Annotated in this window: 25 protein-coding genes; 14 read left to right on the top strand and 11 right to left on the bottom strand. The window is 68.4% G+C overall.

Annotated elements, in window-relative coordinates:
* Positions 1-161: 161 nt before the first annotated feature.
* The 14 genes from QTH86_RS15315 to QTH86_RS15250 all read left to right on the top strand — a co-directional run bounded on the left by QTH86_RS15315 (position 162) and on the right by QTH86_RS15250 (position 13,361).
* Complete coding sequence (locus QTH86_RS15315; protein WP_286647067.1) at positions 162-608, top strand: ATP synthase subunit I; 447 nt, start codon at positions 162-164, stop codon at positions 606-608.
* 22 nt (positions 609-630) lie between these two features.
* On the top strand, positions 631-1,509 hold the full coding sequence (atpB, locus tag QTH86_RS15310; RefSeq protein WP_286647066.1) for a F0F1 ATP synthase subunit A: 879 nt from the start codon (positions 631-633) through the stop codon (positions 1,507-1,509).
* Between the two features lie 64 nt (positions 1,510-1,573).
* Positions 1,574-1,843: a F0F1 ATP synthase subunit C gene (gene atpE, locus QTH86_RS15305; protein ID WP_140844704.1), complete on the top strand. Its 270-nt coding sequence runs from the start codon at positions 1,574-1,576 to the stop codon at positions 1,841-1,843.
* Between the two features lie 33 nt (positions 1,844-1,876).
* On the top strand, positions 1,877-2,347 hold the full coding sequence (locus QTH86_RS15300) for a F0F1 ATP synthase subunit B (protein ID WP_286647065.1): 471 nt from the start codon (positions 1,877-1,879) through the stop codon (positions 2,345-2,347).
* Between the two features lie 7 nt (positions 2,348-2,354).
* A complete protein-coding gene (locus QTH86_RS15295) occupies positions 2,355-2,885 on the top strand; it encodes a F0F1 ATP synthase subunit delta (RefSeq protein ID WP_286647064.1) in 531 nt (176 codons plus the stop codon).
* 45 nt (positions 2,886-2,930) lie between these two features.
* Positions 2,931-4,484, top strand: coding sequence for a F0F1 ATP synthase subunit alpha (gene atpA, locus QTH86_RS15290; RefSeq protein ID WP_286647063.1), 1,554 nt, complete (start codon positions 2,931-2,933; stop codon positions 4,482-4,484).
* A gap of 32 nt (positions 4,485-4,516) precedes the next feature.
* A complete protein-coding gene (gene atpG, locus QTH86_RS15285) occupies positions 4,517-5,392 on the top strand; it encodes a F0F1 ATP synthase subunit gamma (protein ID WP_286647062.1) in 876 nt (291 codons plus the stop codon).
* A gap of 46 nt (positions 5,393-5,438) precedes the next feature.
* Entirely contained in the window at positions 5,439-6,854 is a 1,416-nt protein-coding gene (gene atpD / locus QTH86_RS15280; protein ID WP_286647061.1) for a F0F1 ATP synthase subunit beta, read from the top strand.
* An 18-nt stretch (positions 6,855-6,872) separates the two neighbouring features.
* A complete protein-coding gene (locus QTH86_RS15275) occupies positions 6,873-7,292 on the top strand; it encodes a F0F1 ATP synthase subunit epsilon (protein ID WP_286647060.1) in 420 nt (139 codons plus the stop codon).
* A gap of 224 nt (positions 7,293-7,516) precedes the next feature.
* Entirely contained in the window at positions 7,517-8,686 is a 1,170-nt protein-coding gene (locus QTH86_RS15270) for an ROK family protein (RefSeq protein WP_286647673.1), read from the top strand.
* The gene (locus QTH86_RS15265) at positions 8,683-10,200 is read left to right on the top strand and encodes a sugar ABC transporter ATP-binding protein (RefSeq protein ID WP_286647059.1); all 1,518 of its coding nucleotides are present in this window, start codon (positions 8,683-8,685) and stop codon (positions 10,198-10,200) included. The genes QTH86_RS15270 and QTH86_RS15265 overlap by 4 nt, the downstream gene beginning before the upstream one ends.
* Positions 10,181-11,188: an ABC transporter permease gene (locus tag QTH86_RS15260; protein ID WP_286647058.1), complete on the top strand. Its 1,008-nt coding sequence runs from the start codon at positions 10,181-10,183 to the stop codon at positions 11,186-11,188. Before QTH86_RS15265 ends, QTH86_RS15260 begins: the two co-directional genes overlap by 20 nt.
* Before the next feature lie 42 nt (positions 11,189-11,230).
* Positions 11,231-12,193: a substrate-binding domain-containing protein gene (locus QTH86_RS15255; protein ID WP_286647057.1), complete on the top strand. Its 963-nt coding sequence runs from the start codon at positions 11,231-11,233 to the stop codon at positions 12,191-12,193.
* 40 nt (positions 12,194-12,233) lie between these two features.
* A complete protein-coding gene (locus QTH86_RS15250) occupies positions 12,234-13,361 on the top strand; it encodes a Gfo/Idh/MocA family protein (protein WP_286647672.1) in 1,128 nt (375 codons plus the stop codon).
* On the opposite strand, the gene ubiM is transcribed toward QTH86_RS15250, so the two are convergent.
* The 11 genes from ubiM to QTH86_RS15195 all read right to left on the bottom strand — a co-directional run bounded on the left by ubiM (position 13,342) and on the right by QTH86_RS15195 (position 25,289).
* Entirely contained in the window at positions 13,342-14,604 is a 1,263-nt protein-coding gene (ubiM, locus tag QTH86_RS15245) for a 5-demethoxyubiquinol-8 5-hydroxylase UbiM (protein ID WP_286647056.1), read from the bottom strand. The genes QTH86_RS15250 and ubiM overlap by 20 nt on opposite strands.
* 217 nt (positions 14,605-14,821) lie before the next feature.
* Positions 14,822-15,211: an oxalurate catabolism protein HpxZ gene (hpxZ, locus tag QTH86_RS15240; RefSeq protein ID WP_286647055.1), complete on the bottom strand. Its 390-nt coding sequence runs from the start codon at positions 15,209-15,211 to the stop codon at positions 14,822-14,824.
* Between the two features lie 4 nt (positions 15,212-15,215).
* A complete protein-coding gene (locus tag QTH86_RS15235; RefSeq protein WP_286647054.1) occupies positions 15,216-15,986 on the bottom strand; it encodes an ABC transporter permease in 771 nt (256 codons plus the stop codon).
* A complete protein-coding gene (locus QTH86_RS15230; RefSeq protein ID WP_444813839.1) occupies positions 15,983-16,825 on the bottom strand; it encodes an ABC transporter ATP-binding protein in 843 nt (280 codons plus the stop codon). The genes QTH86_RS15235 and QTH86_RS15230 overlap by 4 nt, the downstream gene beginning before the upstream one ends.
* Positions 16,825-17,826 carry an ABC transporter substrate-binding protein gene (locus QTH86_RS15225; RefSeq protein WP_286647052.1) on the bottom strand — a complete coding sequence of 334 codons (1,002 nt, stop codon included), beginning with the start codon at positions 17,824-17,826 and terminating at the stop codon, positions 16,825-16,827. The genes QTH86_RS15230 and QTH86_RS15225 overlap by 1 nt, the downstream gene beginning before the upstream one ends.
* A 6-nt stretch (positions 17,827-17,832) precedes the next feature.
* The gene (locus QTH86_RS15220; RefSeq protein WP_286647051.1) at positions 17,833-18,351 is read right to left on the bottom strand and encodes a VOC family protein; all 519 of its coding nucleotides are present in this window, start codon (positions 18,349-18,351) and stop codon (positions 17,833-17,835) included.
* A gap of 58 nt (positions 18,352-18,409) precedes the next feature.
* On the bottom strand, positions 18,410-19,630 hold the full coding sequence (locus tag QTH86_RS15215; protein ID WP_286647050.1) for an FAD-dependent oxidoreductase: 1,221 nt from the start codon (positions 19,628-19,630) through the stop codon (positions 18,410-18,412).
* A complete protein-coding gene (locus tag QTH86_RS15210) occupies positions 19,627-21,042 on the bottom strand; it encodes an amidase (RefSeq protein ID WP_286647049.1) in 1,416 nt (471 codons plus the stop codon). Before QTH86_RS15210 ends, QTH86_RS15215 begins: the two co-directional genes overlap by 4 nt.
* A complete protein-coding gene (atzD, locus tag QTH86_RS15205) occupies positions 21,039-22,223 on the bottom strand; it encodes a cyanuric acid amidohydrolase (protein ID WP_286647048.1) in 1,185 nt (394 codons plus the stop codon). Before atzD ends, QTH86_RS15210 begins: the two co-directional genes overlap by 4 nt.
* Before the next feature lie 116 nt (positions 22,224-22,339).
* On the bottom strand, positions 22,340-23,245 hold the full coding sequence (locus QTH86_RS15200) for a LysR family transcriptional regulator (RefSeq protein WP_286647047.1): 906 nt from the start codon (positions 23,243-23,245) through the stop codon (positions 22,340-22,342).
* Between the two features lie 22 nt (positions 23,246-23,267).
* The gene (locus QTH86_RS15195; protein ID WP_286647046.1) at positions 23,268-25,289 is read right to left on the bottom strand and encodes a sensor domain-containing diguanylate cyclase; all 2,022 of its coding nucleotides are present in this window, start codon (positions 25,287-25,289) and stop codon (positions 23,268-23,270) included.
* Positions 25,290-25,404 lie beyond the last annotated feature (115 nt).

Raw genomic sequence — 25,404 nt, 5'->3', positions numbered from 1 at the left:
GTCGGTGATGGTGTCAAGCAGTGGAAGTTCCCCGTTGATGTGCTTGGTCATGGCGGAATGCAAGGGGTTTTTACTTATAATCAATGGCTTTGTAAATTTTAGGCAGCCTTCGGCCACCGGCAGTGCACACAACCATGACAACAAGCACGCCAGAGTCCGAGATGGATGTCGAAGACGCCGATTTCAAGCCGCTCACCGCCGAACAGGCGCAGCAGCTGCGCGATGCCAATCCCGAACCTTCGCCCTGGTGGGTGATCGTGGCCCAGGTGGTCGCAGGACTGGTCGTGGCAGGCATCGCTTGGGTTTGGACGGGTCGGCCGGTGGCCGGCGTGTCGGCACTTTACGGGGCATTGGCAGTGGCGATTCCGGCGGCTTTGTTTGTCCGGGGTGCGATGAGGGGCACGCAGGCGGGGCATCCGTCGGCCGCCATGCTGAGGTTTTTTGTCTGGGAGCTGATCAAGCTGGCGTTGACCGTGGCCTTTCTGGCGGCGGCGCCCTGGGTGATCGGCGACCTGAGTTGGCTGGCAATGCTGGCTGGCATCGTGGCAGCGATGAAGATGTACTGGGTCGCCCTCGTGGTGCGGCCCAGATTGTTGAACCGGATTTGATTCTTTAAAGAGACGCTGAAAGATGGCCGCAGAAGGACACGCACCGACCGCGAGTGAATACATCGTTCACCATTTGCAGCATTGGCAGGTGAACTGGGGCCTCGAGCCGGTGACCCAAAAGGCCATCGTCGACTTCAATGTCATCAACCTGGACTCCGTGCTGTGGGCGCTGGCGGTCGGCGTGATCGGCTGCTTGGTGCTGTGGCTCGCCGCGCGCAAGGCGACCGCGGGCGTGCCGGGCCGCTTCCAGGCGGCCGTGGAAATCCTGGTCGAGATGGTCGACAGCCAGGCCAAGGCCAACGTGCACAACGCCCAGAGCCGCAAGTTCATCGCGCCGCTGGCGCTCACCGTGTTCGTCTGGATCTTCCTGCTGAACGCGATGGACATGCTGCCGGTCGACCTGCTGCCGGCCCTCTGGGCGCAGGCGTTCGAGGCCGCGGGCCACGACCCGCACCACGCCTATATGCGTGTCGTGCCGACCGCCGACCTCTCCACCACGCTGGGCCTGTCGACCTCCGTGCTGCTGCTGTGCCTGTTCTACGGCATCAAGGTCAAGGGCCTGGGCGGCTGGGGCCATGAACTCATCACCGCGCCCTTCGGTGCGCACCCGGTGCTGTGGCCCATCAACCTGCTGATGCAGGTCATCGAATACCTCGCCAAGACCGTCTCGCACGGCATGCGGCTGTTCGGCAACATGTATGCCGGCGAACTCGTCTTCATGCTGATCGCACTCATGGGTGGTGCGATGGCAGCTTCGTTCTCGGGAGTGCTGCTGCCAGTCGGGCACATCATTGCCGGAACCGTCTGGGCGATCTTCCACATCCTGGTGATCACGCTGCAGGCATTCATTTTCATGATGCTGACACTCATCTACCTGGGTCAGGCGCATGAGGGCCACTAGGCCTGGTTACCCTTCTCGTTTTCGTTTTTTCTTTTCGCTTTCATCTGTAATCTAAGGAGTCATCATGGCAAACATTCTCGGTCTCGTCGCTCTGGCATGTGGTTTGATCGTCGGTCTCGGCGCGATCGGTGCGTCCATCGGCATCGCACTGATGGGCGGCAAGTTCCTCGAATCGTCGGCACGCCAACCCGAGCTCATGAACGACCTCCAAACCAAGATGTTCATCTTGGCCGGTCTGATCGACGCGGCGTTCCTGATCGGTGTGGCCATCGCCCTGCTGTTCGCCTTCGCCAACCCGTTCGCCGCGACCTTCCTGGCCAACCTGCCGAAGTAATCCCGTTCAACGCCACTCAAGAAAGGTGTTGCCGTGAGTATCAACGCGACCCTGTTCGTTCAGGCCATCGTCTTCCTGCTGCTGGTGCTGTTCACGATGAAATTCGTGTGGCCGCCCATCGCGAAGGCGCTGGATGAACGCGCACAAAAGATCGCCGCGGGCCTGGCGGCCGCCGAGAAGGCCAAGGCGGAACTCGCTTCTGCCAATCAGCGCGTCGAGCAGGAACTGGTGAAGTCCCGCAACGAGACGACCAACCTGCTGGCCGACGCCGAGCGCCGTGCCCAGCAGATCGTCGAAGAGGCCAAGGGCCGTGCAACCTCGGAGGCCAACAAGATCGTGGCCGCCGCGCACGCCGAAGCCGAGCAGCAATCGGTGCGTGCCCGCGAGGTCCTGCGCGAGCAGGTCGCCGCGCTGGCCGTCAAGGGTGCCGAGCAGATTCTCCGCAAGGAAGTCAACGCCGGCGTCCACGCCGACCTGCTCGACCGCCTGAAGACCGAGCTCTGAGGACGACATGGCCGAACTCGCCACCATCGCCCGTCCTTACGCCGAAGCGCTGTTCCAGGCATCGGCAAGCGACCTCGACGGCGCGGCCGGCTGGCTCGACCAGCTCGCCGCCGTCGCTGGCAACCCGCAGCTGCTGCAGTTCGCTTCCGACCCGAAGGTTGCGCCCGAACAGGTGTTCGACCTGGTGTCGGGGTTCGTGTCCAACGGCCTTCCGGCTGCCGGCCAGAACTTCCTGCGCACCGTGATCGACAACGGTCGTCTGGCCGCGCTGCCCGAGGTCGCCGTCCAGTTCCGTCTGCTGAAGAACGTCCAGCGCGGCGCGTCGGATGCCGTGGTCTACAGCGCCTTCCCGATCGACGAGGCCGGTCTCAAGACCGTGGCCGAGTCGCTGGAACGCCGCTTCGGCCGCAAGCTGAACACGCGGGTCGAACTCGACCCGTCGCTCATCGGCGGCATCCGCGCCGTGGTGGGCGATGAAGTCCTCGACACGTCCGTCAAGGCGCGTCTCGAGCAAATGAAAGCAGCGCTCACCGCTTGATGCGGCGAGGCGGTTGGCCCCATTTATTGAAAGAAGGAAAGAGTCATGCAACTCAATCCCGCAGAGATTTCCGAACTGATCAAGAGCCGCATCGAGGGCCTTGGCGTCAGCGCTGACATTCGCAACCAGGGCACCGTGGTCTCGGTGACCGACGGCATCGTGCGCGTGCACGGCCTGTCGGACGCGATGCAGGGCGAAATGCTCGAGTTCACGCCCACCGCCGACGGCACGCCGTCGTACGGCCTAGCCCTGAACCTTGAGCGCGACTCGGTCGGCGCCGTGATCCTGGGCGAGTACGAGCACATCTCCGAAGGCGACACCGTCAAGTGCACGGGCCGCATCCTGGAAGTGCCGGTCGGCCCTGAACTCATCGGCCGCGTGGTGAACGCACTGGGCCAGCCGATCGACGGCAAGGGCCCCATCAACGCCAAGATGACCGACGTGATCGAGAAGGTCGCACCGGGCGTGATCGCACGGAAGTCCGTCGACCAGCCCCTGCAGACCGGCCTGAAGTCGATCGACTCCATGGTGCCGATCGGCCGCGGCCAGCGCGAGCTGATCATCGGCGACCGCCAGACCGGCAAGACCGCCGTGGCGATCGACGCGATCATCAACCAGAAGGGCCAGGGCGTGACCTGCGTCTACGTCGCGATCGGCCAGAAGGCGTCGTCGATCAAGAACGTGGTGCGCGCACTGGAACAAGCCGGTGCGATGGAATACACGATCGTGGTCGCTGCTTCCGCGTCGGAATCGGCCGCGATGCAGTACGTGTCGGCCTACTCGGGCTGCACGATGGGCGAGTACTTCCGCGACCGCGGTGAAGACGCCCTGATCGTGTACGACGACCTGTCCAAGCAAGCCGTGGCCTACCGCCAGGTCTCGCTGCTGCTGCGCCGCCCGCCAGGCCGCGAAGCCTACCCCGGCGACGTTTTCTATCTCCACAGCCGTCTGCTCGAACGCGCAGCCCGCGTGAACGCCGATTACGTCGAAGCCTTCACCAAGGGTGAAGTCAAGGGCAAGACCGGTTCGCTGACCGCGCTGCCGATCATCGAGACGCAAGCCGGCGACGTGTCCGCCTTCGTGCCGACCAACGTGATCTCGATCACCGACGGCCAGATCTTCCTGGAAACGTCGCTGTTCAACGCCGGCATCCGCCCCGCCATCAACGCCGGTATCTCGGTGTCGCGCGTGGGTTCGGCTGCCCAGACGAAGATCATCAAGAGCCTGTCGGGCGGTATCCGTACCGACCTCGCCCAGTACCGCGAGCTGGCTGCGTTCGCGCAGTTCGCTTCCGACCTGGACGAAGCCACCCGCAAGCAGCTCGACCGCGGTGCCCGCGTGACCGAACTGCTCAAGCAGGCCCAGTACAGCCCGCTGCCCATCTCGCTGATGGGTGCCACGCTGTTCGCGGTGAACAAGGGTTTCATGGACGACCTGGACGTCAAGAAGGTTCTGCCCTTCGAACACGGCCTGCATCAGTTTCTGAAGACCAGCCACGCGGCGCTGCTCGACAAGGTCGAGAAGGCCAAGGCGCTCGACAAGGACGCCGAAGCCGAACTCACCGCCGCGATCACGACGTTCAAGAAGTCCTTCGCCTGATGGCGATCGACAGCAAGGCTTAAGGAGCATCTATGGCAGCCGGCAAGGAAATCCGCGGCAAGATCAAATCGGTGGAGAACACCAAGAAGATCACCAAGGCCATGGAAATGGTGGCCGCGTCGAAGATGCGCAAGGCGCAGGAGCGCATGCGCGCCGCGCGTCCGTACAGCGAGAAGATCCGCACCATCGCGGCGAACCTCGGCCAGGCCAACCCGGAGTACACGCACGCGTTCATGAAGACGAACGATGCGAAGGCGGCGGGCTACATCCTGGTGACGACCGACAAGGGCCTGTGCGGCGGCATGAACACCAACGTGCTGCGCGCGCTGACCACCAAGCTGCGCGAGCAGCAGGCGGCCGGCGTGGCGGTCGAGGCGGTGGCCATCGGCAACAAGGGCCTCGGCTTCCTGAACCGCATCGGCGCTCGCGTGGTGTCGCATGTCACCCAGCTGGGCGACACGCCGCACCTCGACAAGCTGATCGGCCCGGTGAAGGTGCTGCTCGACGCGTATGCCGAAGGCAAGGTCAATGCGGTCTACCTCTGCTACACCAAGTTCATCAACACGATGCGCCAGGAGTCGGTGGTCGAGCAGCTGTTGCCGCTCGCGGCCGACACGCTGAAGGCCGAGAAGGGCCAGCATGCGTGGGACTACATCTACGAGCCCGACGCAGCGAGCGTGATCGACGAACTGCTGGTGCGCTATGCGGAGTCGCTGGTGTACCAGGCGGTGGCCGAGAACATGGCGTCGGAGCAGTCCGCGCGCATGGTGGCCATGAAGTCCGCCACCGACAACGCCGGCAACGTGATCGCCGAACTCAAGCTGGTCTACAACAAGACCCGCCAGGCCGGCATCACCAAAGAGCTGTCGGAAATCGTGTCGGGCGCTGCGGCGGCCGCCGGCGTCTGAGCCAGTCTCGACGTCAACCAGATTCAAAAATTAATTGGAGCAGATGATGGCTCAAGCCAATGCAGTGCAAGGCAAGATCGTTCAATGTATCGGTGCCGTGGTCGACGTGGAATTCCCGCGCAACCAGATGCCCAAGATCTATGACGCCCTGAAGTTCGAAGGCAGCGCGCTCACGCTCGAAGTGCAGCAGCAGCTGGGCGACGGCGTGGTGCGCACCATTGCCCTCGGTTCGTCCGACGGCCTGCGTCGCGGCCTGATCGTGACCAACACCGGCAACCCGATCACCGTGCCCGTGGGCAAGGCCACGCTCGGCCGCATCATGGACGTGCTGGGCGCGCCGATCGACGAGCGCGGCCCCGTCGGCCAGGAAGTCACGGCGTCCATCCACCGCAAGGCACCGGCCTACGACGAACTCTCGCCGTCGACCGACCTGCTGGAAACCGGCATCAAGGTGATCGACCTGGTGTGCCCGTTCGCCAAGGGCGGCAAGGTGGGCCTGTTCGGTGGTGCCGGCGTGGGCAAGACCGTGAACATGATGGAACTCATCAACAACATCGCCAAGGCTCACTCGGGTCTGTCGGTGTTCGCCGGTGTGGGCGAACGGACCCGCGAAGGCAACGACTTCTATCACGAGATGGCCGACTCCGGCGTCGTGAACCTCGAGAAGCTCGAGGACTCGAAGGTGGCCATGGTCTACGGCCAGATGAACGAGCCCCCGGGCAACCGTCTGCGCGTGGCGCTGACCGGCCTGACCATCGCCGAGTCGTTCCGCGACGAAGGCCGTGACGTGCTGTTCTTCGTGGACAACATCTACCGCTACACGCTGGCCGGTACCGAAGTGTCGGCACTGCTGGGCCGCATGCCTTCCGCCGTGGGCTACCAGCCGACGCTGGCCGAGGAAATGGGCCGCCTGCAGGAGCGGATCACGTCGACCAAGGTCGGCTCGATCACCTCGATCCAGGCCGTGTACGTCCCTGCGGACGACTTGACCGACCCGTCGCCCGCCACGACCTTCGCCCACTTGGACTCGACCGTGGTGCTGTCGCGTGACATCGCCTCGCTGGGTATCTACCCCGCCGTGGACCCGCTGGACTCGACCTCGCGCCAGCTCGACCCGAACGTGGTCGGCGAAGAGCACTACAACGTGGCCCGCGCCGTGCAAGGCACGCTGCAGCGCTACAAGGAACTGCGCGACATCATCGCGATTCTGGGCATGGACGAACTGGCACCGGACGACAAGCTGGCCGTGGCCCGCGCCCGGAAGATCCAGCGCTTCCTGTCGCAGCCCTTCCACGTGGCCGAAGTGTTCACCGGCTCGCCTGGCAAGTACGTGCCGCTGTCGGAAACCATCCGTGGTTTCAAGATGATCGTGGCCGGCGAATGCGACCACCTGCCGGAACAGTCGTTCTACATGGTCGGTACCATCGACGAGGCTTTCGAGAAGGCCAAGAAGGTCGCGTAAAGCGGCCGAGGAAAGCACATGGCAAACACCATTCACGTCGACGTGGTCAGCGCGGAAGAGTCGATCTTCTCGGGCGAGGCCAAGTTCGTCGCGCTGCCCGGTGAAGCCGGCGAGCTCGGCATCTACCCGCGCCACACCCCGCTGATCACGCGCATCCGCCCCGGTGCCGTGCGCATCGAGACGGCCGACGGCGGCGAGGAATTCGTCTTCGTGGCCGGTGGCATTCTGGAAGTGCAGCCGAACACCGTCACCGTGCTGTCCGACACCGCGATCCGCGGCAAGGACCTCGACGACGAGAAGGCCAACGCCGCCAAGGCCGCGGCCGAGGAAGCGCTGAAGAACGCCAAGAGCGACATCGACATCGCGATGGCACAGTCGGAACTGGCCGTGATGGCCGCGCAGATCGCTGCGCTGCGCAAGTACCGCCAGAAGAAGTAAGACGGTTCGCCGTCTGCGACGAAGCCGCCTCCGGGCGGCTTTTTCATTGGCGCGGTCGAAGCCGAAGAAATGCAAACGAAGTTTGGCCTGTAAATGGTCGAAGTTCAGCCTTGTCCGGCTGAAGCGGGCTCTCTAGTATCCGGCTTCCGCCTCGGCCATCCGATGCCGGCGCGAGAGACGGAGACAAACCCATGGAACGCTGGCGCGGCCTGACGGCCGACGAGATGCAGCTGCTCGAGACGACCTTTTGGTCGGCGGGCGGCTCGCGCCATGGCATGGCCGAGCAGCTCGGCTTCTCCAAGAGCAAGGCCAACGCGCTGATCGCCGGCCTGGTCGACCAGGGCCTGCTGGCCGAAGCCGGTTTGCAGCGCTCCTCGGGCGGCCGCCGCGCCGAGCACCTGCAACTCAATGGCACGCTCGGCGTGTTGGTGGGCATCGACATCGGCGCCACCAGCCTCGACCTCGCCGTGCTCGGCCCCGACCTGCGGCCGCTCGCCCAATGCGCCGAAGCGGCCGACGTGCTCCAGGGGCCCGGCGTCGTGCTGGCGCGGGTGCGGGTGCTGATGCGTGAGCTGCTGGCGCAGTGCGGGCTCGACGCGTCGAAGGTGATGGGCATCGGCATCGGCGTGCCTGGGCCGGTGAACTTCCAGATCGGCCAGCTCGTGAACCCGCCGCTGATGCCGGCCTGGGACGGCTTCTCGATCCGCGAGGCGCTGCGCGAAGACTATGCGGCGCCCGTTTTCGTCGACAACGACGTCAACCTGATGGCGCTGGGCGAGCTCTGGCGCCTCAAGCGCACCTTGAGCAACTTCCTCGTCATCAAGGTCGGCACCGGCATCGGCTGCGGCATCGTCTGCCATGGCGAGGTGTACCGTGGCGCGGCCGGTTCGGCCGGCGACGTGGGCCACATCTGCGTCGACCAGGAAGGCCCGCGCTGCCACTGCGGCAACGTCGGCTGCGTGGAGGTGATGGCGGCCGGGCCCGCCATTGCGCGCATGGCGGTCGAGGCGGCGGAGGCGGGCGACAGCGCGATGCTCGCCGAGCGTCTGCGCACGCAGGGCCGGCTCGACGCGCTCGACGTGGCGCATGCCGGCCGCGCGGGCGACGCCGCGGCCAACGCCATCATCCAGCGCGCCGGCAACCTGCTGGGCCAGATGCTGGCGTCGGTGGTCAACTTCTTCAACCCGTCGCATGTGTTCATCGGCGGGGGCATCACGCACATCGGGCCGCTGTTCCTCGCGGCGGTGCGCCAGAGCGTGTACCAGCGCTCGCTGGCGCTGTCGACGCGGCACCTCGAGATCCAGTACACGCCGCTGGGCGCGCAGGCCGGCCTCATCGGCGCGGGCGTGCTGGCGATGCAGGAAACGCTGAAGGTGAAAGGGATCGCGCCATGAAGGGACTGGCCGTCGACTTCGACGCCATCGAGAAGGCCTTCGGCCCGGTGCAGGTGCTGCACGGCGTGAGCTTCTCGCTGGAACCTGGTCGGGTCTACGGCCTGCTCGGCGAGAACGGCGCGGGCAAGTCCACGCTGATGAAGATCCTCGCGGGCTACGAGCGGCCGAGCGGCGGCACGCTGCGCATCGACGGCGCGCCGCAGCAGTTCGCCAGTTCGCGCGACGCCGAGGCGCTGGGCATCGTGCTGATCCACCAGGAGTTCAACCTCGCCGAAGACCTGAGCGTGGCGCAGAACATCTTCCTCGGCCACGAGAAGAAGAAGGGCTGGCTGCTCGACGACGCGGCCATGGAACGCGAGGCCGCCGCCGCCCTGGCGCAGGTCGGCCTGGCCATCGATCCTGCTACCCGCGTCCGCCGGCTCATCGTCGCGGAAAAGCAGCTGGTCGAGATCGCCAAGGCCATCGCGCGCCGCGCTCGCCTGCTGATCATGGACGAGCCCACCGCCACGCTCACGCCGGGCGAAACCGAACGCCTGTTCGGTCTGATCGCCCAGCTGCGTGCCGAAGGCGTGACCATCGTCTACATCTCGCACAAGCTCGACGAAGTCGAGCGCGTGACCGACGACGTGATCGTGATGCGCGACGGCCGCTTCGTCATGCGCTCGCCCACGGCCGAGATCACCCGCCACGAGATGGCGAACCGGATGGTCGGCCGCGAGCTGACCGACCTCTACCCGCCGCGCGACATCGTCGTGCGCGCCGCCGCACCCGCCATGAAGGTGCACGACTTCAACGTGCCCGGCTGGGCGCAGGGCGCGAGCTTCGAGGTGCGGCCGGGCGAGATCCTGGGCTTCGCCGGCCTCGTCGGCGCGGGCCGCACCGAGTTGTTCGAAGGCCTGATGGGCTTGCGTCCCGCCAGCGGCCAGGTCGAGATGCTCGGCCGCGCGGTGCCCGGCGGCAGGGGCTGGCGCAGCCCGCGCGATGCTGCGAAGCACGGCTTCTCTTATCTGAGCGAAGACCGCAAGGGCAAGGGGCTGCACGTGCACCTCGGCTTGCGCCAGAACCTCACGCTGATGGCGCTCGAACGCTACGCCACGCCGTGGCTCAAGCCCGACGCCGAGCGCGCCGCGCTGACCGAGGCGGTGAAGGACTACGGCATCCGCACCGGCAACCTCGACGCACGCGCCTCGTCGCTGTCGGGTGGCAACCAGCAGAAGCTCGCACTCGCCAAGGTGCTGCAGCCGCAACCGAAGGTGGTGGTGCTCGACGAGCCCACGCGCGGCGTCGACATCGGTGCCAAGCGCGACATCTATTTCCTGATCCAGCGACTCGCCCGCGAAGGGCTTGCCGTGATCGTCGTCTCGTCGGAGCTCATGGAACTGATCGGCCTGTGCCACCGCGTCGCGGTGATGCGCGCCGGCCGGCTGGTGACCACGCTCGACGCCGAGCACCTGACCGAAGAACAACTCATCGCCCATGCCACAGGAACCGCCCATGACCACGCCAACGCCTGAGGCCGCCACGCACCGCGCCGAGAACAAGCCCGGCTGGGCCGAGCGCCTGCACGGCATCGGCCCGGTCATCGGCCTGGTGCTGCTGTGCATCGCGGGCACGCTGCTCAACAGCGACTTCGCCACGGCCGACAACGCGATGAACGTGCTCACGCGCACGGCCTTCATCGGCATCATCGCGGTGGGGATGTGCTTCGTGATCATCTCGGGCGGCATCGACCTGTCGGTCGGTTCGATGGCCGCGCTCATCGCCGGCAGCGTGATCATGTTCATCAACTGGGCCGGGCCCGCCACCGGCTCGCCGCTGATGGCGGTGATGCTCGGCGCCACGCTCGCGGTGGTGCTGGGCGCGATGTTCGGGCTGGCGCACGGCCTGCTCATCACCAAGGGCCGCATCGAGCCCTTCATCGTGACGCTGGGCACGCTGGGCATCTTCCGCGCCTACCTCACGTACTTCGCCGACGGCGGCGCGCTCACGCTCGACAACGAGCTGTCGGACCTCTACGCGCCGGTCTACTACGCGAGCCTCGCAGGCATCCCGGTGCCGGTGTGGGTCTTCTTCATCGTCGCGGTGATCGGCGGCGTGATCCTCAATCGCACCGCCTACGGCCGCTACGTGCAGGCCATCGGCTCGAACGAACAGGTGGCGCGCTATGCGGCCGTCGATGTGGACCGCGTGAAGATCCTCACTTACGTGCTGCTCGGCGTGTGCGTGGGCATCGCGACGCTGCTGTACGTGCCGCGCCTCGGCTCGGCGTCGCCCACCACCGGCCTGCTGTGGGAGCTGGAAGCGATCGCGGCCGTGATCGTCGGCGGCACCGCGCTCAAGGGCGGCGCGGGCAGCATCACCGGCACGGTGATCGGCGCGATCCTGCTCTCGGTCATCAGCAACATCCTGAACCTCACCAGCATCATCAGCGTGTACCTGAATGCGGCGGTGCAGGGCTTCGTCATCATCATCGTCGCGTTCCTTCAACGCGGCCGACGCTGAGCTTTCCGTTCCGTTCCATCCAACCACAAGGAGACATTCCTCATGACACGCTTCACCCGCCGCATCGCGCTCACGGCCATCGCAGCCGCTTCCCTGACCAGCCTGCCCGCACTCGCCGCCGAGAAGGTCAACCTCGGCGTGTCGATTCCTGCGGCGACCCACAGCTTCATGGGCGGCATCAACTACTGGGCCAACCAGGCGAAGAAGGACCTGGAGAAGGAACACAAGGACCTGAAGATCACGATCAAGACCGCCAGCGGCGCGCCCGAGCAGGCCAACCAGCTGCAGGACTTCACGACCGTCACCAAGATCAATGCGCTCGTGATCTTCCCCTTCGAATCGGCCGCGCTGACCAAGCCCGTGGCGCAGGTGAAGGCCAAGGGCGCCTACGTGACGGTGGTCGACCGCGGCCTGACCGACACCAGCGCGCAGGACGCGTATGTCGCTGGCGACAACACCGCTTTCGGCAAGATCCCGGCCGAGTACATCGTGAAGAAGCTGGGCGGCAAGGGCAACGTGGTGGCACTGCGCGGCATCGCGACCACGCTCGACAACGAGCGCATGGACGCCTTCAACGCGGTGCTCAAGAACCACCCCGACGTGAAGCTGCTCGACGCCAAGTACGCCAACTGGAACCGCGACGACGCCTTCAAGGTCACGCAGGACTACCTCACGCGCTTCAAGAGCATCGACGCCATCTGGGCGGCCGACGACGACATGGCGGTGGGTGTGCTCAAGGCCATCGAGCAGGCCAAGCGTGACGACATCAAGATCGTGTTCGGCGGCGCCGGCGCCAAGGGCATGGTCAAGACCATCATGGACGGCAAGAACAAGATGATCGACGCCGACGTGAGCTACTCGCCCAAGTTCATCTACGACGCGATCAAGCTCACCGCCGAAGCGCGCCTGAAGGGCGAGAAGCTGCCGGCCACGACGATCATCCCGTCGGTGCTGATCACGAAGGACAACGCGAAAGACTTCTACTTCCCCAACTCGCCGTTCTGATGTGACTGCGGACAACGCTCCCCGCAAGCTGCGCTACGCCATGGTCGGCGGCGGCCGCGACGCCTTCATCGGCGCCGTGCACCGCCATGCCATCGCGCTCGACGGCCAGTGCGAGCTGGTGGCCGGCGCGCTGTCGTCGAGCGCGGAGAAGGCGCGCGCCTCGGGCCGCGACCTGTTCCTGGCCGACGACCGCAACCATGGCGACTGGCAGGCGCTGCTGGCCGACGAGCTGAAGCGGCCGGCGCACGAACGCATCGACTTCGTCGCCATCGTCACGCCGAACCATGTGCACTTCCCGGTGGCGCAGGCCTTCGTGGAGGCGGGCTTCCACGTCGTGTGCGACAAGCCGCTGGTGCACACGCGCGCCGAGGCCGATGCGCTGGTCGCCGCGGTGGCGGCGCAAGGCACGGTCTTCGGCGTGACCTACAACTACAGCGGTTATCCGATGGTGCGGCAGGCACGCGCGATGGTGCGGGCCGGCGAGATCGGCGAGGTGCGCAAGGTCATCGTCGAATACAGCCAGGGCTGGCTCGCCGCGCCGCTGGAAGCCAGCGGCAACAAGCAGGCCGGCTGGCGCACCGACCCCGCCAAGAGCGGGGCGGCCGGCGCCATCGGCGACATCGGCACGCATGCGGAGAACCTGATCGCGACCGTCACCGGCCTCGCCATCGAGCGCCTGTGCGCCGACCTCGGCGTGCTGGTGCCGGGCCGAGCGCTCGACGACGACGCCAACGTGCTGCTGCGCTTTTCCAACGGCGCGCGCGGCGTGCTGGTGGCGTCGCAGATCAACACCGGCCTCGAGAACGACCTGCGCCTGCGCGTGACCGGGACGCAGGGCACGCTCGACTGGCGGCAGGAGCAACCGAGCGAGCTGGTGCATTTCCCGGCCGACGGGTCCAAGCGCATCCTCACGCGCGGCGCACCCTGGCTGCATGAATCGGCACGGCGTGCCAGCCGACTGCCCAGCGGCCATCCCGAGGGCTTCATCGAGGCTTTCGCCAACGTCTACGCGGGCGTGGTGGCGGACATCCGGGCGCGGCGCGATGGCGTGCCGGCCGACCCGCTCGCGGCGGACTATCCGCGCGTGGAAGACGGCGCACGCGGCGTGCGGTTCATCGAGCGCACGGTCGCCTCGGCGGCCAGCCCCGCTAAGTGGACGGACTGGTAGGTGCCGCCAAGGCCGCGTCACCGAAGGGCCTGCGGCCCGTCAGCTGCCGGGTGATCGCGGCCTTGAGCGGGGGAAAGCGTTGCGCGCCTTCGAGCACCAGTTGCCGCAGCAACCGAAGCGGCGCGCGGTTGTCGGCATAGAGCTTCGCGACCGCATTGGTGCCGTGGTAGATCAGCCGGGTCTGCCGGCGGTGCGTGGCTTCGTAGGCGGCCAGCAACGAGGCGGCACCAATGTCCTGGCCCGCGCGATGCGCCTGCAGCACGAGTCCGGCCAGCGTGCCCACGCCCTGCAGACCGAGGTTGTAGCCGTGCGCCGTCACCGGGTGCATGCCCACCGCGGCATCGCCGACGAGCGCGCTGCGCATGCTCCGGAAGCGGTGCGCATAGGTCGCGACCAGCGGATAGGCATGGCGCTCGCCGGCCATCGCCATGCGGCCGAGCCTGTCGTGGAACTGGCGTTGGACCAGTGCGGTGAATGCGTCCGCGGGCAGCGCCATCAGTTGCGCCGCCGCGCCCGCATCGGCCGTCAGCACGACCGACGACGCATCGCCCGGCAGCGGCAGCACGGCCAGCGTGCGTTCGTAGCCGAAGCACTCGTGCGCCACCTCGCGGTGCGGCTGCGCATGGTGCATGCGGCAGACCACCATCGTGCGGCCGAAGTCGTGCAGGTCGGCACCGATGCCCAGCTGGCGGCGCGTGACCGAGAAGCGGCTGTCGGCCGCCACCAGCAGCCGGGCGCGCAGGCACTCGCCGGTGGGCGAGGGCAGGGCGTCGAAGAAGACCTCGGCGTGGGTCGGCAAGGGGCGCACCTGCGAGGCTTGCGCGTCGCAGACGATGCGCAGCGACGGCAGGGCGCTCGCCACCTCGAAGCTTGCACGCCGCAGCGCGTGGTTGGGCACGATCCATCCCAGCACGTCGGCATCGGTGCCGCCGCCGCGCCCCCCGCGCGCGTTGAAGTCCAGCAGGGCACGGGCGTGGCCACCGTCGTGCACCTGCGCTTCGCGGATGACGCCGATCTCGTGCGTGGCGAGCCGTGGCCAGATGCCGAGCTGCTTCAGCAGCGCGACGCTGTCGTGCGTGAGCGCGATCTCGCGGCCGTCGTCCTTCGGTGCCGACAGGGCGTGGCGCGCCTGCGAGTCGAGCACGATGACCGAAAGGCCGGCCTGCCCCAGTGAGATGGCCAGCGCCAGCCCGGCCGGGCCGGCACCGATGACGAGGACATCGCTGTCCAGGGGCTGTTGCATCGCGCGCCTCGAAGTGTTGACACTCCACAGTGTGCGGTGTGCCACCCATCCGTTCGTTGATGGTCGTCAACGTCGCGTGCACGCGCCGCCCGCTCAGAACGTGTGAAGGAACCGTCGCGAGCGCCCCGAGCTTGCGTCGAGGACCGGAGCCGCACTCGCGTGCGGTGAGGACCGCAGAGGCGAGATCGGGGCGCGCAGCAGGTTCATTCACACGTTCTCAAGTCATCAGGCTGACATGCGCCGACACCACCCGCCAGCCCTCGGGCAGGCGCACCCAGGTCTGGCTCTGGCGGCCGATGCGGTCGCTGCCGGCACGCTTGAACTCGATGTTGGTCACGGCCAGGTCCTGGCCATAGGTCGTGATGGCGGTGACGGTCACTTCGCGCTCGAGGTTCACCGCGGGGCGAGCCTGGCGGAAGGCGCGGATCGCGTCGTAGCCGTACAGGTTCTCGCCCGCGCCGTAGCGCAGCGTATGCGGCGAGTCGAAGAAGAGCTTGTCGAGCACGGCCACGTCGTTGGTGACCAGTGCCTCTTGGTACTCGGCGAAGGCGGCCGTCACTTCTTCGAGCACGGCGGGAAGGTTGATATCGGAGAGGGGAACGGTCACGGTCTTACTTTCCACCCCAATGCACGAAGCGACGCTCCGCCATCAGGAACACGAGGTTCATCACATAGCCGAGCAGGCCGGCCGCGAAGATCGAAGCGTACATGTCGGGCATGTCGAAGATGGTCTGCGCGTTCATGATGCGCTGGCCCAGCCCGTCGGTCGAGCCGATGAACATCTCGGCCACGATCACGATCACCAGCGCGATCGACACGCCCGAGCGCATGCCCACGAACACCTGCGGCATCGACTCCAGCAGGATCACGTCGGTCAGTACCCGCCAGCGCGGCGCGCCCATCACCTTGGCCGCGAGCTGGCGCTGCTTGCGGGCGCTCATCACGCCATAGGCCACGTTGAAGAGGATCGCCAGCGCCGCGCCGAAGGCCGCCACCGCGATCTTGGTGGCTTCGCCCACGCCGAACAGCACGAGGAAGAGAGGGAACATCGCCGAGGCCGGCGTCGACCGGAAGAAGTCGATGGCGAACTCGATCGACTGGTAGATCTTTTCGTTCGAGCCCAGCACGATGCCCAGCGGCACCGAGATCACCAGCGCCAGCCCGAAGGAGCTGAGCGTGCGCACGATGGTCTTGTAGAAGTCGCCCCACAGCGTGCCGTGCGCGATGCCGTTCCAGAAGGCGGCGAGCGCCTCCATCGGCGACGGCAGCAGCACCGGGTCGATGGCGCGCGTCGCATGCACGAAGGCCCACAGGGCGATCAGCACCGCCATGCCGACGAGCGGGCGCAGCCGGGCGGCGGTGCGTTCGGAGATCGCGCTCATGGCTTGCGCACCTCGCGCTGGAAGATCTCCAGCGCGCGGGTCTTGGTCGTGATGAAGGCGGGGCTGAGCGTGGTGTCGGCGGTGCGCGGGCGCGGCACGTCGAAGGGCAGGTTCTCGGCCACGCGCGTGGGCCGCTTGGTCAAGAGCAGCACTTCGTCGGCCAGCAGCACGGCCTCGTCGAGGTCGTGCGAGACCAGCATGGTGGTGGTCTGCCGCTCGGTCAGCACCTTCTGCAGGCGCTCGCGCAGGAACATCACCATCTCGTAGTCCAGCGCGGAAAAGGGTTCGTCGAGGAACAGCACCTCGGGGTCGACCACCAGCGCCCGCATGATCGACACCAGCTGCTGCTGGCCGCCGGACATCTGGTACGGGTAGCGGTTGAGGTCGAACTTCACCTCGAAGCTTTCCACCAGCCGGTCGAGCCGCGCCTGCCGCTCGCCCTTGGCGATGTCCAGGTACTGCAGCGGGTAGCGGATGTTGTCGATGGCGCGCATCCACGGGAACACCGCCTCGCGGTAGTTCTGGAAGACGTAGCCGATGCGCGTGTCGCGTGCCTCCTTGCCCTCGAACAGGATCTGCCCGGCGTCGTACGGCAGGATGCCCGAGATCATGTTGATCAGCGTGCTCTTGCCGCAGCCGTTGGGGCCGAACACCGAAACGATCTTGCCCTTCGGGATGTCGAGGTCGAAGTCGTCGTAGATGGTCGCATCCTGGAAGCGCTTGGTCAGGCCGCGGATGGTGATGTGCGTGCCCTCCGGGTACCAGCGGTGCGACTTCTCGCTGTCCGCGGCATCGGGCGAGGCGGCCCCGATGGGCAGGTTCGAATCCATCACGCGCATCAGAACGAACGGACCAACGTCTTGCCGTCGATCTTCTCCTTGACCACGCCCAGTTCGGTGCCGATGTCGAGAAACTTCTGGAAGTCGCCCACGTCCGCGGCGCTCATGTCCTTGACCATCACGATGCGTGGCAGCGGCACGGTGGCGGCCAGCTCCGGTGGCACCTTCATGCCCTGCACCAGGTAGCCGCGCGCGCTGCTGTCGGCCTGCGCTTCCTTCACGCCGCGCGCCCAGGCCGCGGCGAAGCGTTTGGCCACGTCGGGCTTGTCGGCCATGAACTTGCCCGACATCACGGCGCCGGCGGCGAAGGCCGAGGCGCTCTTGTTGCCCAAGAGGTAGGTCGAGATCACGCCGGTCTCCACGCGCTTGCCGACTTTCTGCGCCACCATGATCGTGGCCGACGGCTCCAGCGTGTAGCCGCCGTCGAAGTTGCCCAACTGCAGCGCGCCGATATGGACGCCGATCTGCTGCTCCTGGATGGTGAAGTCCTTGCCTTCGACCAGGCCCACCTTCTTGAGCACCGCGCGCGCCGCGCCGATGTTGGCGGGGCCGGGCGCCGAGAACAGCTTGAAGCCGTTCTTGAAGTCCTTCAGCGACTTGGCCGGGCTGTCGGCCTTGACGACGAACTGCTCGATCACGTGCTGTGAATTCTGGCCGTTCAGCGAGATGTACTTCAGCGTGTTGGGCCGGCGCGCTTCCATGTTGGCGCCTTCGAGCGTCACCAGGTTCACGGCCGCGTCGATGCCGTTCGACACCAGCGCCTGCACCGTCAGCGGATGGCTGGTCATGGGCACTTCCTCGATTTCGAGGTCGGCGTCCTTGAAGTAGCCGCGGTTGACGGCGACGTAGAACGGCAGCGCCGCGCTCGAAGGGAACACGCCGACCTTGATCTTGTCGGCCGCGGCGGCCGGCAGGCAGAGCGTGGCGGCGGCGAGGGCGAGCACGCCGGCGATCAGGCGGCCGGTGTGCCGAGGAGCAGAAAGGAATGCGGGGCGCGACATCGTGGGTTACTCCGGAAGATGGAAAGGCGATGAAAGGGTGGGGTAGGACAGCGGATCGAAGAAGCTCTGGCCCGCGCGGTACACGCGGGGGGCCGACATGTCGGGCGGCGCGCCGGGCTCGACCGCACCTTCGAAGGTGAGCTCGAGCTGCACGCCGCTCGGGTCGTAGACGAAGAGCTGCCACAGCGTGGTGCCAGGCACCAGGAACTCGCGCCAGTCGAGCTGCGCCGCACGGAAGCGCGCGACGTACGCGTGGTAGCCCGAGCAGGCGAGCGACACGTGGTCGATGGCGCCGGTGCCGCTGGGCACCTGGCCCGCAGCGCCCAACGCGGGGCCGCCCGCGTACACATGGATGATGGCTTGGCCGCCCGGCTGGCCGCAGGCGAGCCAGGCGCCGGGGTAGCCGAAGTCGGGGCGGGCGATCTCGCGCAGGCCGATCACGCCGGTCCAGAAGGCGCGCGTGGTGTCGAGGTTCGCGGTCTTGATCGCGAGGTGGAACAGGCCGTGGGTGATGGCGGTACTCATAAGAAAACCTCCGCCCTACGGGCTGCGGTGCGAGCGCCTTCGGGCGGCCGGGCGGCGCTCATGCGCTCACCTTCATCGGCTCGACCGAGGCGCCGAGCGACACGTCGCGGAACAGCGCCGAGAGGTCGTCGAGGAAGCCCGGCTCGGTCTTCCAGCGCGTGCCCTCGACCGGGTCGGCACCGGCCAGCATGGTGTCGGTCGCGTCGATCGACAGCGCCATCGCGAAGCGGATGCGCTCGCCCCGCGCGGCCTCGACCTGTGCGAGCCAGTCGCGCGGCGACAGGCGGCCGGCGCCGATCTCGCGCGCCAGGATCATCGCGGCCGCGCAGGCATCCTCCATCGACTGCGTGGCGCCCTGGCCCAGCGTCGGCGCCATGCCGTGCGCGCTGTCGCCGAGGTACATCACCTGGCGCACCGGCTCGACGAAGCGCACGTCCGACTCCTGCATGCGCGCCCAGTGCGTCTGCGCGAGGTTGGCGCACAGCGCGTCCATCAGCCACTGCGCCTGCGCGCTGAAGGCCCCGCCCGCCGGTTGGTAGGCCGCGCGCAACACGGCCTCGGTGTTCCAGGCGTCGTCGATGGGCGCACCGGGCTCGATCGGGAAGGTGGCGGCGATGTACACGTGGGCCGGTGGCACGCGGAAGGCCAGCAGCCGGTGCGCGCCGTTGAACCACTGGCCGTAGTCGTCGATGAGGCCGCCGCTGGTGTCGGGCACCAGCGTGCGCACGATCGCCACGCCCACGTGGCGCGGTTCGGGCAGGCCCGAGAAGGCCGCGCGCGTGGCCGAGTAGCGGCCGTCGGTGCCCACCAGCAGGTCGATGTCGTCGATGGCGTGCTGCACGCCGCCCTGCGTGTAGCGCACGGTGGTTCGCGTCGAATCGTTGGCGCTCGGGCCGATGGCGTCGATCTCGCAGCCATAGCGGATCGCCGGGCCCGCCCCGGCGCGCAGCACGCGGTACAGCTCCGACCAGCGGATGCGGATGCCCGGGTTGTCGGCCACCTGCGCGATCGGCAGGTCGAACAGCACCGAGCCGTCGGTCAGCGACACCTGCCAGCGTTGCCAGGGCAGGCTGGCGGCTTCGACCTCGGCGGCCAGGGCCGGGTCGCACAGGCGCAGCGCCTTGATGGCGTTGGGGCCGACGTTCAGGCCGGTGCCCGCCTCCGAGTGGTCTTCGGGGCTCACGCGTTCGAGGCAGTGCAGTTCCACGCCGGGCAGCAGGGCCAGCCGCCGCGCCAGGATGGCACCGGCCACGCCGGCGCCGATGATCACGATCTTCATGCGGGTTGACTTTCGGAGAGGGACGGGAGCGGCCAACGGCGGGCCGGCGGCTGCTGCCGCTCGAAGGCGAGGCCCAGCGCACACAGCAGCGCGTCGCTGCCGTGCCGGCCGATCAGCTGGAAGCCGATGGGCAGGCCGTCGGATGACGGTGCGGCCGGCAACGCCAGCGCGGGCAGGCCGGCGCCGTTGACGAAGGCGGTGAACACCGCGTGGCCGCGCGGGTCGACGCGCTGGCCGGCGATGGTGGTCGGGTGACTCTGTTCGGCGGGCCAGGGCATGGCGGCGCAGGCGGGCGTGAGCACCAGGTCGACCTCCTCGAAGACCTGGTCCATCGCGTCGCGCAGCGCGTGCTGGTGGACCTGCGCGTTGAACAGGTCGACCGCGCGCAGCGAGCGACCGGTGACCAGCATCGCGTCCAGGGCGGGCGTCATGCGCGCATCGTCCTTCGGCGTGCTGTCGTGCAGCACGGCGGCCAGGCCGGTGGCGCTCAGCACCGGCCAGGCGAGCCGGTTGAACACATGCACCGCGGCCGGGGCGTTGGCTGCCGTCACGTGGTGGCCCAGGCCGCGCAACTGGGCCGCGACGGCGGCCATGCGCTGGTCGATGACCGGGTCGACCGGGCTGCCGGCGATGCGCGACCAATGCGCGATGCGCAGCGGCTGCGGCGCGGGCAGAGAGAGCGGATCCAACGGGTCGAGGGGGCGCAGGGTCGGCGCGATCACCTGCAGCACGCGCACCAGGTCGGCCGTGCTGCGGGCGATGGGGCCGATCACTTCCAGGCCCGGCAGCATCTCGGGCAGGCCGTGTGCCCGCGGCACCATGCCCCACGAGGGCTTCAGGCCGACCAGGCCGGTGTAGGCGGCGGGCCGGCGGATCGAGCCGCCGCCGTCGGTGGCCAGCGCGGCCGGGCCGATGCCCGCCGCCACGGCCGCGACCGCGCCGCCGCTCGAACCGCCGGGCGTGAGCGCGGTGTTCCACGGGTTGCGCGTCGTGCCGAACACGAGGTTGTCGGTGTAGCCCTGCAGCGTGAACTCGGGCACGTTGGTCTTGGCGAACAGCAGCGCACCGGCATCGCGCAGGCGCTGCGCCGGCGACTCGTCGCGCAGCTGCGCATGGGCCGGGTACAGCGCACTGCCCCAGCGGCAGGGCATGCCGGCCACGGGGATGTTGTCCTTCACGCTGATCGGCACGCCGTCGAGCGCCGACAGCGGCGCACCACGCAGCCAGCGGCGTTCGCTCTCGCGCGCCGCGGCGAAGGCGGCGCTGTCGTCGCGCGCGATCACCGCGTTGATCCGCGGGTTGACCGCGTCCAACCGCGCCAGCACGCTGCCCAGCGCCTCGACCGGCGAGAGCGTGCGGGCCGCATAGGCCTGTGCCAGCGCGCCGATGTCGAGCTGCCAGGGGTCGGTCATGTCATGCCTCGCGCGATCACGGCGACCAGCCCGCCGCCGTCGGGGCCCTGGTGCTCCGCGCCGCCGGACACGAAGATGCGCCCGTCGCCCAGCACGCCGGCCACCAGCCCGCCCACCGCGCCGCGGATGTGGCGCTGGGCGTTGATGTCGGTGTCGTCGAGCATGGTGTGGCGCGCACCGCGCACGCGGCCACGGCGGTCGGGCTCGCACTTGACGAAAACGGCGGCCACGCGGGCCGCATCGGCCTCGCTCAACTGCGGCTCGGCCGTCAGCCCCAGCGGGCGCAGCGCCTGCGCCACGGCGCCCAGGTCGAGGGCGTCGCGCATCGGCGCGCAGCCCATGCGCAGGTCGCCTTGCCACCGCGGGCTGTGCCCCAGCACGATCACCTCGTTGGCCTCCACCTCGACGCCGGACGACACGCTGGCGCGCGCCGAGAAGCGGCTGAAGTCGCTGAGCATCGCGGCTTCGAGCCCCGCATCGTCGGGCAGTTCACCGAGCGCGATCGCGACGCCGAAGGCGCCGGCCGCCCGGGCCGTGGCCATCGAGCGGTTGGCGTCGGCCGTCAGCACCGTGTGGCCCGCCGCGGCGGCCGCCTGGGCGCGCGCGGCGGTCACGCAGGGGCACTTGACCTGCACGAAGGCGACGTCTTCGGTGCGCGCGATGCCGGCGTCGCGCATGGCCGCGCGCACCGCGTCGGCCACCGAGCGCACATGCGCCCAGCGGCCCACGTGCTGCGCGGCCAGCGGCGCGCTCACGGCAGTGCCGATGCCGAGCGCACCGGGGCCGGTGGCCTCGTGCCCTGACGCATCGGGCCGGCCGCTGCGCGCGAACACCACGTAGTGCGGGCTCAGCACGCCCTCGGTGCCGCCGGAGAGGATGCAGGGCAGCTCGCGCAGCAGCGTCGCCGCCGGGCGGCCGGTGCGCTCGGCCAGCAGTGCCATCAGCGTCTGCGTGAAGTAGCCGCGGGTGAAGTCGTTGACACCGCCGTTGCCCTCGGTCTTGCCGATGACGGCCACGATGTCGGCGGCCCGCAGCGCACCGGCGTCGAGCAGCGCCGCCAGTTCGGACAGGTCGCCGGGGTGCGCCATGCCCAGGCGTTGCACGCGCAGCGTGGGGCGTGTGTCGACCAGCGGTTCGGCAGGGTCGGGGGCGGCGGGAGCAGGGGTGAGCAGGGCGTCCATGGATGCTGCAATGCAACGAATGCACGCAGTATGGAGAGCGCCTCTGCAAACTTCCAGCGCATAGTTTCGCTCGCACTGCACACATTTTGTGTGCGCTCAGGCGCTGTCGAGGGCGCTCAGCCCGGGAGTGCCGCCAGCCGGTTGACCAGCGCTTCCATGAAGGACAGCGTGGCGATCGGCAGCGTGCGGCCGGCGCGCGACAGCAGCACCAGCTGGCTGTTCGTGAGCGTCCGGTCGGTCAGCGGGATCGCCACCAGCGCGCCTCGCCGCGCCTCGTTCTGCGTGCCGATCTGGAACTGGAAGCTGATGGCGCCGGTGCGCAGGGTGAATTCCTTCAGCGTCTGCACCGTGCTGGCCTCCAGCGCCACCTGCAGCGTCATGTGCGAACGCGCCATCAGCGCGTCGAGCAGGCGCCGGCTGCCGAAGGACCGGTCGCCCAGCGCCACGGTGTAGGTCTGGCAGTCGGCCAGGCGCAGCGTCTCGCGGCCGGCCAGCGGGTGGTCGGGCCGCAGCATCGCGCAGAGTGGTTGAGGAACGGCGGCGATGACGCGCAGTGCGTCCGAAGGCACCGGGTCGTGCACCAGGATCAGCTCCACGTCGTCGGCCAGGAGCGCCGCCACCAGCACGCCGGTCACGCCCGCGGCGATCTGGAACTGCACGCCCGGGTGCGTCTGCTGGTACTGCGCGATCGTGTCGGGGATCAGGTCGACGGCGACCGATTCGGCGCAGCCGATGCGCACCGTGCCGCGCACCAGGCCGCGCAGCTGCTCGATCTGCGACTCGGCCGATCGCATGTCGGCCATGCTGCGCCGGACTGCCGCGATCAGCACCTCGCCGGCCGAGGTGAGCCGCACGCCGCGCGGCAGCCGCTCGAACAGCGGCGTGCCCACGTCGGACTCGATCTCCAGGATCTTCCGGTTGAGCGCGGTCGACGCCACGTGCAGCTTCTCGGCCGCCTTGCGGATCGAGCCGGCCCGCGCGACGGCGTCGAGGTAGACGAAATGGCGGGGCGGGTGGAGCATGGTGCGTGACGGTGCCGGTGCGTCAGGCACCGCCTGTGCCGCCCGCGCCCATCGGCGCGGCGCGCACCGTGTCGCGGCCGGCGGACTTGGCCGCGTAGCAGGCCGCGTCGGCGGCCTGCAGCCAGTCGTTGACCGTCGCGATATCCGCCTGCAGCGCCGCCACGCCGACGCTGGCGCCGACGCTCAGCGGGCCGTGCGTCGAAGGCACCGCGACCTCGGTGACGGCGCGGCGCACCTCGTCGGCAATGGCCATCGCCACATCGGGCGAGCAGTCTTCCAGCAACAGGGCGAACTCGTCGCCACCCATGCGGGCCACGAGATCACCGGGGCGCACGCGCGCGGCGATCGCCGTCGCCACCGTCAGCAGCATCAGGTCGCCGACCAGGTGGCCGGCGATGTCGTTCACCGGCTTGAAGCGGTCGAGGTCGAGAAAGACCAGCGCGGCCGGCCGTGAATCGGGCTGCGTCGCGACCAGCCGCCGCGCCTGCTGCTCGAAGGCCTCCCGGTTGGCCAGGCCGGTGAGCGCGTCGTGCGTGGCCGACCATTCGAGCTGCTTGCGCACGGCGCGCTGGTCTTCGATGTCGCTGACGATCCAGATGGTGCCAAGCGTGCGGTCGGCCAGGTCGACCGGCTTGGTGCGCAGGGCGGCCCAGAACTTCGACCCGTCGTGCCGCAGCAGCTGCCATTCGCCGCTGTACGGCTGCAACGCGCGGAAGTCGGAGCGCTCGCGCTTGAGGAAGGCCGCGTGGTCGTCGTCGGAAGCGAACAGCGTGCGCAGCGGCTGGCCGAGCAGGTCCTGCGACGTGGCGGCGACCAGGCGGCAGAGTTCGGCGCTGGCCAGTTCGAAGCGGTCGTCGCGCGTGAAGGCGATGCCCACCGGCGCGGCGCTCATCACCGAATTCAGCTTGCGCATGGTCTTGGCGTTCTGCGCCTCGAGCGTGAGCCGATCCAGGCCCACCCGGCGCAGCACGTCGCCCAGGCGCCCGATCTCGCCACGTCCGCCCGGCCAGCCGGCCTCTGGCGGCAGCGAGCCGTCGAACAGATGCTGCGCGCGGTGTTCGAGCAGCGTCAGCGGCCGCAAGGCGCGCCAGAGCATCACGAAGAGCAGCGGCGACAGCAGCGCCAGCAGCACCACCGCACCGAGGATCGCGTCGGTGCGGGCCGCGCGCAGCGGCGCCAGCACATCGGCTTCGGCGCGCACGCGCCAGACCATCCAGTCCGGCCCCGGCACGCCCGCCGCACTGACCAGTTCGCCGCGCTGCGGCAGGCGGATGCCCGTCGGCTCGACCGGGGCGCCGATCGCCTGCCAGGCCGCGAACGCCTGCGCCAGGCGCGGTTCGCCGCTCAGCAGCGTCAGCAGGCGGTCATGGCTCGGATGGGCGAGCACGCGGCCGGTCTGGTCGGTCACGACGACCAGCGCGGCGGCATCGCCGGTATCGTCCTCGACCAGGCCGTCGAGCAGGTCGCGTGTGTTCAGCCGCAGCGAGCCGCCGAGGATCAGCATCGCCCCCGACGCATCGCGTGCCGGCTGCGTCATGAAGATCTGCGGCTGGCCACTCACGCGGCCCGGTATGGCATCGGAGATGATCGCCCGGTTCTCGCGCACGGTCTTCTGGAAGTAGTCGCGGTCGGCGATGTTGAGGGACATCGGGAGGTACACCTGTCGCTTGTCGGCGGTGACCAGCACCCGCCCATCGGTGGATGCCGCGAACAGGTTGGTGAAGAGCTGTCGCAGCACCTGCTGCGAATCGATCAGGCGCATCACCGCGCCATGGTCGTCCGCCGCGATGCCGCCGACCTGGGGCGCGACGCTCGCCAGCGCGCGCTGCAACTCGACCATCTGGCGCGACAGCAGCCCCGCCGTGCGCACCGTCTCGCTCGACTCGCGCACCAGCTGCGTGTTCAGCGTGTCGCGCTGGGCCCGCATCACCAGCAGCGCCGTGATCAGTCCGATGCCGACCACCAGCGCTGCGATACCGCCCAGGGTGATGCGCAGCTTGAGGGAGCCGAAGGCTGCGGGCCAGTGGAAGTCGCGGCCGGTCATGGGCGGTCGTTGGGGCAAAGTTCGCACGGCGCGGGCCGGGCGTCCAAACAGGAGTCGGTGGGTGGGCAGGTGGAAGGCATTGTCGCGTGTCTCCACGGCGCCCGGCGAAAAGCAC

The organism is Variovorax sp. J2L1-78 (assembly GCF_030317205.1).
Classification (GTDB): domain Bacteria; phylum Pseudomonadota; class Gammaproteobacteria; order Burkholderiales; family Burkholderiaceae_C; genus Variovorax; species Variovorax arabinosiphilus.
Note: the sequence above shows the minus strand (reverse complement) of the source record. Positions and strands in the feature narration are given on the sequence as shown.

Coding starts and splice junctions, on each gene's coding strand:
- QTH86_RS15315 (WP_286647067.1), top strand. CDS start 162: ATGGATGTCGAAGACGCCGATTTCAAGCCGCTCACCGCCGAACAGGCG.
- atpD (WP_286647061.1), top strand. CDS start 5,439: ATGGCTCAAGCCAATGCAGTGCAAGGCAAGATCGTTCAATGTATCGGT.
- QTH86_RS15225 (WP_286647052.1), bottom strand. CDS start 17,826: ATGTCGCGCCCCGCATTCCTTTCTGCTCCTCGGCACACCGGCCGCCTG.
- QTH86_RS15255 (WP_286647057.1), top strand. CDS start 11,231: ATGACACGCTTCACCCGCCGCATCGCGCTCACGGCCATCGCAGCCGCT.
- QTH86_RS15265 (WP_286647059.1), top strand. CDS start 8,683: ATGAAGGGACTGGCCGTCGACTTCGACGCCATCGAGAAGGCCTTCGGC.
- QTH86_RS15235 (WP_286647054.1), bottom strand. CDS start 15,986: ATGAGCGCGATCTCCGAACGCACCGCCGCCCGGCTGCGCCCGCTCGTC.
- atzD (WP_286647048.1), bottom strand. CDS start 22,223: ATGGACGCCCTGCTCACCCCTGCTCCCGCCGCCCCCGACCCTGCCGAA.
- QTH86_RS15200 (WP_286647047.1), bottom strand. CDS start 23,245: ATGCTCCACCCGCCCCGCCATTTCGTCTACCTCGACGCCGTCGCGCGG.
- QTH86_RS15210 (WP_286647049.1), bottom strand. CDS start 21,042: ATGACCGACCCCTGGCAGCTCGACATCGGCGCGCTGGCACAGGCCTAT.
- QTH86_RS15215 (WP_286647050.1), bottom strand. CDS start 19,630: ATGAAGATCGTGATCATCGGCGCCGGCGTGGCCGGTGCCATCCTGGCG.
- QTH86_RS15270 (WP_286647673.1), top strand. CDS start 7,517: ATGCAGCTGCTCGAGACGACCTTTTGGTCGGCGGGCGGCTCGCGCCAT.
- atpE (WP_140844704.1), top strand. CDS start 1,574: ATGGCAAACATTCTCGGTCTCGTCGCTCTGGCATGTGGTTTGATCGTC.
- atpA (WP_286647063.1), top strand. CDS start 2,931: ATGCAACTCAATCCCGCAGAGATTTCCGAACTGATCAAGAGCCGCATC.
- QTH86_RS15230 (WP_444813839.1), bottom strand. CDS start 16,825: ATGCGCGTGATGGATTCGAACCTGCCCATCGGGGCCGCCTCGCCCGAT.
- atpG (WP_286647062.1), top strand. CDS start 4,517: ATGGCAGCCGGCAAGGAAATCCGCGGCAAGATCAAATCGGTGGAGAAC.
- QTH86_RS15295 (WP_286647064.1), top strand. CDS start 2,355: ATGGCCGAACTCGCCACCATCGCCCGTCCTTACGCCGAAGCGCTGTTC.
- QTH86_RS15195 (WP_286647046.1), bottom strand. CDS start 25,289: ATGACCGGCCGCGACTTCCACTGGCCCGCAGCCTTCGGCTCCCTCAAG.
- QTH86_RS15275 (WP_286647060.1), top strand. CDS start 6,873: ATGGCAAACACCATTCACGTCGACGTGGTCAGCGCGGAAGAGTCGATC.
- QTH86_RS15250 (WP_286647672.1), top strand. CDS start 12,234: ATGGTCGGCGGCGGCCGCGACGCCTTCATCGGCGCCGTGCACCGCCAT.
- ubiM (WP_286647056.1), bottom strand. CDS start 14,604: ATGCAACAGCCCCTGGACAGCGATGTCCTCGTCATCGGTGCCGGCCCG.
- QTH86_RS15220 (WP_286647051.1), bottom strand. CDS start 18,351: ATGAGTACCGCCATCACCCACGGCCTGTTCCACCTCGCGATCAAGACC.
- atpB (WP_286647066.1), top strand. CDS start 631: ATGGCCGCAGAAGGACACGCACCGACCGCGAGTGAATACATCGTTCAC.
- QTH86_RS15260 (WP_286647058.1), top strand. CDS start 10,181: ATGACCACGCCAACGCCTGAGGCCGCCACGCACCGCGCCGAGAACAAG.